The following is a 10,153-nucleotide window of genomic DNA, read 5'->3' as shown; positions in this document are numbered from 1 at the left end:
AGCGGAGGGACGCAGACAGTAGGGTCGCCTTTCTTTTGCCTACGTTTCTTTGGCGAAGCAAAGAAAAGTAGGTCGCCTGCCGGGGCGAGACCCGGCCCCGGGAAGCAACCTCACAACGCAGTCCAAAAACCTAGCGAGCGTGCGTAACCCCACCGTCCACCACCAGCGTAGACCCCATCACATAGTCCCCAGCCCGAGAGGCCAGGTAGATGGCGGCACCAGCCATGTCCTCAGGCGTACCAATGCGCCCAGCAGGAATCCGTCCCTTGACCTCATCCCCATGATCCCGCGCATCCTTGTTCATATCCGAAGCAAACGCCCCCGGAGCAATCGCACTCACCACGATCCGATCCTGCGCCAACCGCAGCGCCATCCGCCGCGTCAACTGAATCAACCCCGCCTTGCTAGCCGCATACGAGTAAGTCTCTTGAGGATTCACAGAAATCCCGTCGATGGAAGCAATGTTGATCACCTTCGACAGATGATCCGTAGCCGCCTTCTTGAGCATCGGCGTCAGCGCCTTGGTCAGGAAGAAGGGCGTCTTCAGGTTCAGGTCGACGACCTTGTCCCAGCCACTCTCCGGAAACTCTTCATAAGGCGCCCCCCAGGCAGCCCCCGCGTTGTTGACCAGGATATCGAGCGACCCTTCATGCTTCGCATAAGCATCGACCAGCGCCTGAGCCCCTTCCACAGTAGAAACATCCGCCGGCAGCGACACGCAGTGCCCAAATGCCGACAGCTCCTTCGCCGTCTGATCGCAAGCCGCTGCCTTGCGCGCCGAGATGTACACGCGAGCGCCCTGCGCCAGGAAGCCCTCGGCAATCATGCGGCCGATGCCGCGCGAGCCGCCGGTGATCAAGGCGCTGCGGCCCTTCAGCGAGAAGAGTTGGGTGGTGTCCATGTGCGTTTGTCTCCTGAGTGGTGGAAGAGAGGAAGTTCAATTCCCGTCAGGAGAAAGCTTAGTCCGCGACGCGCCCGCGCCGCGTCACCTAGGCGGCAGCAGGAGCAGAAGGCAGCGCCAGCCGGCGAGGGCTCTCGAAGGTGCGCAAGGCGCCGCTCAGCGGGTCGACAAAAGCCAGCGACCGCGCAAGCAGCTGCAGCGGCCTGTCGAAGTCGTCGTTCCCCGCCGGCTGCAGCGTGGGATAGAACGGGTCGTTCACGATCGGCAAACCCAGCGCCTGGCAGTGCACCCGCAGCTGGTGCTTGCGGCCGGTGACGGGCGAGAGCTCCAGCAGCGCATGGCCGTCGCGCGCCTCGCGCAGCACGATGCGGGTCTCGGAATTCGGCTCGCCCGGCGCTTCGCGCATGCGCATGAAATGGTCGTCGTCCACCAGCCGGCTGCGGTACACGGCGGGCACCGACGACACGCCCTCGTGCCACGGCACGACGGCCTCGTAGTGCTTGTCGATGCGCCGCTCGGGAAACATCGCCTGGTAGGCACCGCGCGTCTCGCGACGCACCGAGAACAGCACCAGCCCCGAGGTGTTGCGGTCGATGCGGTGCAACGGCACGAGGTCGTCCAGCCCGAGCTTGCGCTTCAGGCGCACCAGCAGGCTCTGCTGCACGTACTTGCCGGTGGGCGTGACGGGCACGAAGGGCGGCTTGTCGACCACCACGAGGTCGTCGTCCTGGTGCAGCACCAGTTCTTCGAAAGGGATGGGCGTCTCGGCGTCGAGCGCGCGGTAGTAGTACACGCGCAGCGGCGACTCGTACCGCCGCGTGGCGGTGATGGGCACGCCGTGCTCGTCGCACACGTCGTTCGCTTCAATGCGCGAGAGCCAGGCCTCGCGCGAGATGGCCGGAAAGCGCTCGACCAGAAACTCGGCGATGGTGGACCAGGGGCCGTAAGGCAGCGAAACGCAGCTCGGGCTCACGCCGTCGCGCGTGGGCATCGGAACGGGGAAGCGGGGGCGCGTCATGGCGCGGCGGCGTCCAGCACCGACAGCACCTCGGCGAACGACGGCCGCGCCGCCACTTCGGGCTGCAGGCAGCGCGCCGCGAGCAGCGTCAAGGGAGAAGAAGCCGCATCGTCGCAGCGCTCGGCCAGCTCTTCGAGCAGGCAGCCGAAGGCGCGCATTTCCACGCCCTGCAGGGCCTTCGCCAGGGCCGGGTCGAGCGCGCCGGTCATCCAGCCCGCGCCGAAGTCGCCGAGCCGTCCGCCGTCCTGCGCATGCCACAGGATGTTGTGGGCATACAGGTCGCCATGCAGCAGACCGCGCGCATGCAGGTGCGCCATGGCCGCGGCGATGTCGCGCGCGATGCGCAGCGCGGTGCCGGTCGTCCAGCGCGCGTCGTCGGCATAGACGTCGCGGGTGCACGAGGCCAGGCTCGGTGGGCCGGCCAGGGTGCGGAACGAGGGCGGCACCAGCGCCATCACCAGGCCTTCGGTGCCGTCGGGGTGACCGTCGATGCGGCCCTGCGCGGCGATCAGCGTCGGGTGCGCGCCGGCCGCGATGCAGGCGGCCATCTCGCTGTGCGGCCAGCCGTCGCTGGTGACGGCGCCCTTGAACAGCTTCACCGCCACGGGCAGTGCAGCGTCGTCCGGCGTGGCCAGCGTGGCGCGGTGGATCACGCCCGAGGCGCCTTCACCGAGCTTCGGGCCGAGCGTCAGGTCGCGCCAGTCGACGTGCGGCACGGTGGGTGCGTCGATGGCCGCGTCTTCGGTCGGCGCATCGAACGGATTGCCCGCGCAGGCCAGCCAGGCCAGGCGCGGCAGGGTGGGCAGCCACTCGGGCAGCACCTCGAAGCGGTTGGCCGACAGGCGCAGCAGTTCGAGCTGCCGGCAGCGGGCCACCGACGGCGGCAGGGCGCGCAGGCGGTTGCCGGCCAGCATCAGCTTCTGCATGCGGGTGCAGTCGCCGAGTGTGTCGGGCAATGCTTCGATGGCGTTGTCGGTCAGGATCAGCCAGCGCAGCGAGGGCGGCAGCGCCTCGGCGGGCACGTGGGCGATGCGGTTGGCCTTGAAGCCCACGATGTCGAGCTGGCGGCACTGGCCGATGGAGGCCGGCAGTTCGGTGAAGCGGTTCTCGGAGCCGAACAGCACGCGCAGCCGGTGCAGCCGGCCGAGGTCGTCGGGCAGCGCGTTGAGCGCATTGCCCGTGAGGTTCAGCGTTTCGAGGGTGTCGGCGAGCGCAAAGATCTCGCGCGGGAACTCGGTGAGTCCGCACGAGAGGTCCAGTCGTCGTGCGCCAGCCAGCCGGCCGGCGCGCAGCTCAGCCAGCGTGTTCGACATTGTCATTCCCAGAGTCTATGCGGCCGCCGCCGGGCCGCCCCAAGGCGAGCCGCGCCTCCCCCTCGGGGGGAGTTACACGCAGCGAAGCGAAGTGAAAAGCCGGGGGGCCTCAGGCTGCGCCGAAGCGGTAGATGCCGTCGGCGTCCAGCGTGCGCTTCACCTGCCCCGAGAACCACAGCAGGTGCAGGTGGGCCACGGTCTCGCCCATGGCGAAGGTGATCTGGTGCAGGTCGAGCTCGCGCTTGAATAGGATCGGCAGGCCTTCCGACGCCGTGATCGGGCGCGCGAGGCAGGCTTCGAGCAGCTCGGCCAGGCGGTCGCGGTGATGCTCCTGCAGCTGGTCGACGCGGCGGTGGATGCCGGTGAAGGGCTTGCCGTGCGAGGGCAAGCCCAGCGTGTCGGCCGGCAGGGCCTTGAACTTGTCGATGCTGTCCAGGAACAGGCGCAGCGAATTGGCCTCGGGCTCGCCCGCGTGCACGCTCACGTTGGTCGAGATGCGCGGCAGCATCATGTCGCCGCCCAGCAGCAGCTTCGGCTCGGCGCAGTACAGCGCGATGTGCTCGGGCGCGTGGCCGTAGCCGCTGATGCAGCGCCAGTCGCGTCCGCCGATGCGGACGATGTCGCCGTCCATCATGCGCACGTAGCGGGCGGGCACGCTGGGCACCATGTTGGTGTAGTAGCTGGTGCGCGCGCGGATCTTGGCGATCGACTCGGGGTTGGTCAGGCCGTGCGAGGCGAAGAAGTCGGCGGCCGCGTCGCCGCCCGCGAGCGTGTCGCCGGCGCTGCACAGCACGCGCGCCACGTGGTAGTCGGTGGCGCTGATCCACAGCGGCGCGTTCCAGCGCTGGCACAGCCAGTCGGCCAGGCCGATGTGGTCGGGGTGCATGTGGGTCACGATCACGCGCAGGATCGGCAGGCCCTGCAGCTGGGTCTCGAAGATCTGCTCCCACTGCGCGCGGGCCTCGTCGTGCGCGATGCAGCAGTCGACCACCGTCCAGCCCTCGACGCCGTCGATCGTGTCGCGCAGCAGCCAGAGGTTGATGTGGTCCAGTGCAAAGGGCAGCCGCATGCGGATCCAGCGCACGCCGGGCGCGACTTCCAGTGCTTCGCCGGCGGCGGGCAGGGTGTCGCCCAGGGGGTAGTGGAGTTCGCGTTCGAGGAGGTTCATGTATGATTGACGTTTACGTAAACGTCATGGGTTGAGGCATCATTGTAGAGAATGCGCCGCCAACCTGCTGTCGCCCCCGCAACCCTTGCCGCCCATGCCCGCGCAGACCTTCACCATCAGCCAGCTCGCCAAGGAGTTCGATCTCACGACGCGCGCCATCCGCTTCTATGAAGACATGGGCCTGCTGTCGCCGGAGCGGGCCGGCCTGCAGCGCGTGTACAGCGCGCGCGACCGGGCGCGGCTCACGCTCACGCTGCGCGCCAAGCGCCTGGGCCTGACGCTGGTCGAGGCGAAAGACATCCTGGACATGTACGACAGCCCGCGCGACACCGTGCCGCAGCTGGAAAAATTCCTGGGCGTGCTCGGCGCCCACCGCGCGCAGCTCGAGGCGCAGTTGGCCGAACTGCAGGCCAACCTCGCCGAAGTGCGCGAGCACGAGAAAAAAGGCCGCGCCACGCTGACCAGGGCGCAGAAGGCCGCCAAGGCCGTCCAGGACGCCAGAGGTGGCGAAAACACGCCCGACACGACGACTCACTGACAATAGACCATCATGCCCTCCGACAACCTCGACGACCTCTTTGCCCACAACCGTGCCTGGTCCGCCCAGATGGAGCGTGACCGGCCCGGCTTCTTCACCGGCCTTGTCAAGCAGCAGACGCCGCGCTACATGTGGATCGGCTGTTCCGACAGCCGCGTGCCCGCCAACCAGATCACCGGCCTGGAGCCGGGTGAAGTGTTCGTGCACCGCAACGTCGCCAACATCGTGGTGCACTCCGACCTCAACGCGCTCTCGGCGATCCAGTTCGCGGTCGAGCACCTGAAGGTCGAGCACATCATGGTGGTCGGCCACTACGGCTGCGCCGGCGTGAAGGCTGCGCTCAGCGGCAAGCGCATCGGCCTGGCCGACAACTGGATCCGCCACATCCAGGACGTGCGCGACCGCCACAGCGTGATGCTCGACAGCCTGCCCGAAGACGTGCGCGTCGACGCGCTGTGCGAGCTCAACGTGGCCGAGCAGGTGGTCAACGTGGCCGTCAGCACCGTCATGGTCGACGCCTGGGCGCGCGGCCAGAAGGTGCGCATCCACGGCTGGACCTTCGGCGTGCACGACGGCCTGCTGCAAGACCTCGGCCTGAGTGTCGAGGGCGACAAGCCGCTCGACGCCATCTACAAGGCCGCCGTGCAGCGCATCCGCTACAAGTGGAGCAAGCCGGCCGGCGCCTCGCCGTCGGCGCAGGCAGGTGCCGACGGCACCGAAGGCACCGAGACCCCGCCAGCCGCCTGAGCGAACCCGCCGCTGCCATCGCCGGTCCTGTCGCCATGTTCCCGCAGCGCCTCGATTCCCCGCTGGCCTACGACATCGCGAAAGCGATGATCGACGGGTTCAACCGGCACTACCGGCTGTTCCGGGCCGAATCGGCGCGCGCCAAGCACCGATTCGAGACCGCCGACTGGCACGGCCAGCAGCGGGCGCAGCGCGAGCGCATCGAGTTCTACGACCTGCGCGTGAACGAGGCCGTGGCCCGGCTCGAAAAAGAGTTCAAGGCCGGCGACCAGCCCATGGAGGTCTGGCACCAGGTCAAGCTGCACTTCATCGGCCTCTTGGTGAACCACCACCAGCCCGAGCTGGCCGAGAGTTTCTTCAACTCGGTCACCACGAAGATCCTGCACCGGGCCTACTTCCAGAACGACTTCATCTTCGTGCGCCCGGCCATCAGCACCGAGTACATCGAGCCGCGCGGCGCACCCACCTACCGGCCGTACTACCCCTCGCAGGCCACGCTGCCCGACATCATCGAGCAGATGCTCGACGACTTCGCACTGCAGGGCAGCTACGCCAACAAGCGGCGCGACGCCGAGCGCGTGGCGCACGTCATCCTGAACCGCTTTCACCAGGTCAAGCTGCGCGCCAACTTCCAGCTGCAGGTGCTGTCGGGCCTGTTCTACCGGAACAAGGGCGCCTACGTGGTCGGCAAGATCATGAACGGCTTCACCGAGATCCCGTTCTCGCTGCCCATCCTGCACGACACCCACGGCAAGTTCTACATCGACGCGGCGCTGTTCGGCGAAGACGACCTGCAGATGCTGTTCAGCTTTGCGCGCGCCTACTTCATGGTCGACATGGAAGTGCCCTCGGCCTGGGTGCAGTTCCTGCGCTCGCTCATGCCGCGCAAGCCGCGCGCCGAAATCTACAACGCGCTCGGCCTGGCCAAGCAGGGCAAGACGCTGTTCTACCGCGACTTCCTTTCGCACCTGAACTACTCGAGCGATCGCTTTCGCATCGCGCCCGGCATCAAGGGCATGGTCATGCTGGTGTTCGACCTGCCCTCGTTCCCCTTCGTGTTCAAGGTCATCAAGGACTTTTATCCGCCGCAGAAGGACACCACGCGCGAGCAGATCAAGGGCAAGTACATGCTCGTGAAGCAGCACGACCGCGTGGGCCGCATGGCCGACACGCTCGAGTACAGCAACGTGGGCTTTCCGCTCGACCGCTTCGAGCCCGAGCTCATCGAAGAGATCCGCAAGTTCGCGCCCAGCCAGCTCGAGATCGGCGACCGCGACGGCAACGGGGAGATGGAAGTCGTGCTCAAGCACGTCTACATCGAGCGCCGCATGATCCCGCTGAACATCTACCTGCAGGAAGCCTTCGACACGCTGGCCCACCCCGAGAGCCCGGCCCAGGCCCGGCGCGCCAAGGACCAGCTGGAGCATGCGGTCATCGAGTACGGCAACGCCATCAAGGACATGGTGGCCGCCAACATCTTCCCCGGCGACATGCTGTGGAAGAACTTCGGCGTCACGCGCGGCGGCAAGGTCGTGTTCTACGACTACGACGAAATCGAATACGTCACCGACTGCAAGTTCCGCAAGGTGCCTACGCCGCGCAACGAAGAAGACGAGATGAGTGGCGAGGTCTGGTATTCGGTCGGCCCGAAGGACGTGTTCCCCGAGACCTTCGAGCCCTTTCTGCTGGGCAACAAGGACGTGCGCGCCGCCTTCATGGCGCACCACGCCGACCTGCTCGACGCCGCCTTCTGGCAGCACCACAAGGAACGCATCCAGGCCGGCCAGATGCTCGATGTGTTCCCGTATGAAGAGTCGCAACGCTTCCAGCACGAAGGCCACGCGACGCATTTCTGACCGCCCGTTTCCCGATTCCGTTTTCGTTTTGTCTTTGATTTCACTTTCACATCATTGAAGGAGACCTCCATGTCCGAATCCATCGTCATCGTCGGCGCCGCCCGCACCCCCATGGGGGGCTTCCAGGGCGATTTTTCGTCCCTCTCCGCGCACGACCTGGGTGGCGCGGCCATCAAGGCGGCCGTCGAGCGCGCCGGCATCGCGCCCGAGAGCGTGGGTGAAGTGCTGTTCGGCAACTGCCTCATGGCCGGCCAGGGCCAGGCCCCGGCGCGCCAGGCGGCCTACAAGGGCGGCCTGCCCGACAGCGCGGGCGCCGTCACGCTCAGCAAGATGTGCGGCTCGGCCATGAAGGCCGCGATGCTCGCGCACGACCTGCTGCTGGCCGGCACGCACGACGTCATCGTGGCGGGCGGCATGGAAAGCATGACCAACGCGCCCTACCTCATGCTCAAGGGCCGAGGCGGCTACCGCATGGGCCACGACAAGATCTACGACCACATGATGCTCGACGGCCTCGAAGACGCCTACCAGCCGGGCCGCTCCATGGGCACCTTCGGCGAAGACTGCGCCGCCAAGTACAACTTCACGCGCGAGCAACAAGACGCCTTCGCCATCGCCAGCGTGCAGCGCGCCAAGGCCGCCACCGAATCGGGCGCCTTCAAGGACGAGATCACGCCCGTCACCGTGAAGGGCCGCGGCGGCGATACCGTCATCTCCATCGACGAAGGCCCGGGCAAGGTCAAGCTCGACAAGATCCCCACGCTCAAGCCCGCGTTCAAGAAAGAAAACGGCACCATCACCGCCGCCTCGAGCTCGTCGATCAACGACGGCGCCGCCGCGCTGGTCATGATGACCGAGTCGCATGCGAAGAAGATCGGCGCCAAGCCGCTGGCGCGCATCGTCGGCCACGCCACGCACGCGCAGCAGCCCGAGTGGTTCTCCACCGCGCCGGTCGGCGCCGTGCAGAAGCTCTTCGCCAAGACCGGCTGGAGCGTGAAGGACGTCGACCTGTGGGAGGTGAACGAAGCCTTCGCCGTCGTGCCCATGGCCCTCATGCACGAGCTCGACGTGTCGCACGACATCGTCAACGTGAACGGCGGCGCCTGCGCGCTGGGCCACCCCATCGGCGCCAGCGGCGCGCGCATCATGGTCACGCTGCTGCACGCGCTGAAGGCGCGCGGCAAGAAGCGCGGCGTCGCCACGCTGTGCATCGGCGGCGGCGAAGGCACCGCCGTCGCGCTCGAATTGCTATAACGCCAGGAGCCGCCGGCGCCCGGGAGAGGGCGCCGGCCGGTTTTCCACCCCGGACAGTTCAAACAAAACCATGCGTAGAGCAGGAGATTTCATGCGCCCATCCATTCACCGTACCGCCGTTGCCGCCGTGCTCGCTACCGCCTTCGTGGCAGGTGGCGCCTGGGCCCAGAAGCGCGACAACGTGCTGTTCCAGGCCGCCACCGACGAGCAGCCGGCGGTGATCAAGACGCTCGAGAAGCTCGTCAACATCGAGACCGGCACCGGTGACGCCGAAGGCATGGCCGCCGCCGGCGCGTACCTCGAAGGCGAGCTGAAAAACCTCGGCTTCACCGTCACGCGCAGCAAGTCGGTCGGCCTCGTGGTCGGCGACAACATCGTCGGCAAGCTCAAGGGCCGCGGCGGCAAGAACCTGCTGCTCATGTCGCACATGGACACCGTGTACACCAAGGGCACGCTCGCCAAGGCGCCGTTCCGCATCGAAGGCGACAAGGCCTACGGCCCCGGCATCGCCGACGACAAGGGCGGCAACGCCGTCATCCTGCACACCCTCAAGCTGCTCAAGGACTACGGCGTGCGCGACTACGGCACCATCACCGTGCTGTTCAACACCGACGAAGAAAAAGGCTCCTTCGGCTCGCGCGACCTGATCCAGGAAGAAGCCAAGCTGGCCGACTACGTGCTCTCGTTCGAGCCCACCAGCGCCGGCGACGAAAAGATGTCGCTCGGCACCTCGGGCATCGCCTACGTGCAGGTCAACATCACCGGCAAGGCCTCGCACGCGGGCGCCGCGCCCGAGCTGGGCGTGAACGCATTGGTCGAGGCCTCCGACCTCGTGCTGCGCACCATGAGCATCGACGACAAGTCGAAGAACCTGCGCTTCAACTGGACCATCGCCAAGGCCGGCAACGTGTCGAACATCATCCCGGCCAGCGCCACGCTGAACGCCGACGTGCGCTACGCACGCAACGAAGACTTCGACGCCGCCATGAAGACCCTCGAAGAAAAGGCGCAGCAGAAAAAACTGCCCGAGGCCGACGTCAAGGTGCTCGTCACGCGCGGCCGTCCGGCCTTCAACGCGGGCGAGGGCGGCAAGAAGCTGGTCGACAAGGCCGTGGTCTTCTACAAGGAAGCCGGCGGCAGCGTGGGCGTCGAAGAGCGCACCGGCGGCGGCACCGACGCAGCCTACGCAGCACTCTCGGGCAAGCCCGTGATCGAAAGCCTGGGCCTGCCCGGCTTCGGCTATCACAGCGACAAGGCCGAGTACGTCGACATCAGCGCCATTCCGCGCCGCCTGTACATGGCGGCGCGCCTGATCATGGACCTGGGCGCCGGCAAGTAAGCCTCGCACCCACCGACAA

Annotated in this window: 9 protein-coding genes; 5 read left to right on the top strand and 4 right to left on the bottom strand. The window is 67.0% G+C overall.

Annotated features, from left to right (window positions below; all coding sequences use genetic code 11):
* Positions 1 to 130 precede the first annotated feature (130 nt).
* The 4 genes from AC07O4_RS22585 to AC07O4_RS22570 form a co-directional block, all read right to left on the bottom strand.
* The gene (locus tag AC07O4_RS22585; RefSeq protein WP_062478757.1) at positions 131 to 901 is read right to left on the bottom strand and encodes an SDR family oxidoreductase; all 771 of its coding nucleotides are present in this window, start codon (positions 899 to 901) and stop codon (positions 131 to 133) included.
* Positions 902 to 989: 88 nt separating this feature from the next.
* Positions 990 to 1,919 (bottom strand): pseudouridine synthase, encoded by a 930-nt coding sequence (locus AC07O4_RS22580; protein WP_495305726.1) that lies wholly within the window; start codon positions 1,917 to 1,919, stop codon positions 990 to 992.
* A complete protein-coding gene (locus tag AC07O4_RS22575) occupies positions 1,916 to 3,232 on the bottom strand; it encodes a leucine-rich repeat-containing protein kinase family protein (RefSeq protein ID WP_495305725.1) in 1,317 nt (438 codons plus the stop codon). The genes AC07O4_RS22580 and AC07O4_RS22575 overlap by 4 nt, the downstream gene beginning before the upstream one ends.
* A 109-nt stretch (positions 3,233 to 3,341) precedes the next feature.
* Positions 3,342 to 4,400: an MBL fold metallo-hydrolase gene (locus AC07O4_RS22570; RefSeq protein WP_062478751.1), complete on the bottom strand. Its 1,059-nt coding sequence runs from the start codon at positions 4,398 to 4,400 to the stop codon at positions 3,342 to 3,344.
* A 94-nt stretch (positions 4,401 to 4,494) separates the two neighbouring features.
* On the opposite strand from AC07O4_RS22570, the gene AC07O4_RS22565 reads away from it, so the two are divergent.
* From AC07O4_RS22565 to AC07O4_RS22545, 5 genes are all read left to right on the top strand, one after another.
* The gene (locus AC07O4_RS22565; protein WP_070062936.1) at positions 4,495 to 4,938 is read left to right on the top strand and encodes a MerR family transcriptional regulator; all 444 of its coding nucleotides are present in this window, start codon (positions 4,495 to 4,497) and stop codon (positions 4,936 to 4,938) included.
* Positions 4,939 to 4,950: 12 nt separating this feature from the next.
* Positions 4,951 to 5,685, top strand: a complete 735-nt coding sequence (gene can, locus AC07O4_RS22560; protein ID WP_062478745.1) for a carbonate dehydratase — start codon at positions 4,951 to 4,953, stop codon at positions 5,683 to 5,685.
* 35 nt (positions 5,686 to 5,720) lie between these two features.
* Positions 5,721 to 7,541 carry a bifunctional isocitrate dehydrogenase kinase/phosphatase gene (gene aceK, locus AC07O4_RS22555; protein WP_062478759.1) on the top strand — a complete coding sequence of 607 codons (1,821 nt, stop codon included), beginning with the start codon at positions 5,721 to 5,723 and terminating at the stop codon, positions 7,539 to 7,541.
* Between the two features lie 69 nt (positions 7,542 to 7,610).
* Complete coding sequence (locus AC07O4_RS22550) at positions 7,611 to 8,795, top strand: acetyl-CoA C-acyltransferase (RefSeq protein WP_095746933.1); 1,185 nt, start codon at positions 7,611 to 7,613, stop codon at positions 8,793 to 8,795.
* A 91-nt stretch (positions 8,796 to 8,886) separates the two neighbouring features.
* On the top strand, positions 8,887 to 10,134 hold the full coding sequence (locus tag AC07O4_RS22545) for a glutamate carboxypeptidase (protein WP_495271924.1): 1,248 nt from the start codon (positions 8,887 to 8,889) through the stop codon (positions 10,132 to 10,134).
* Positions 10,135 to 10,153: the final 19 nt, after the last annotated feature.

The organism is Variovorax sp. GW821-FHT09D04, from assembly GCF_059416405.1.
This window is presented reverse-complemented; position numbering and strand designations above follow the sequence as displayed.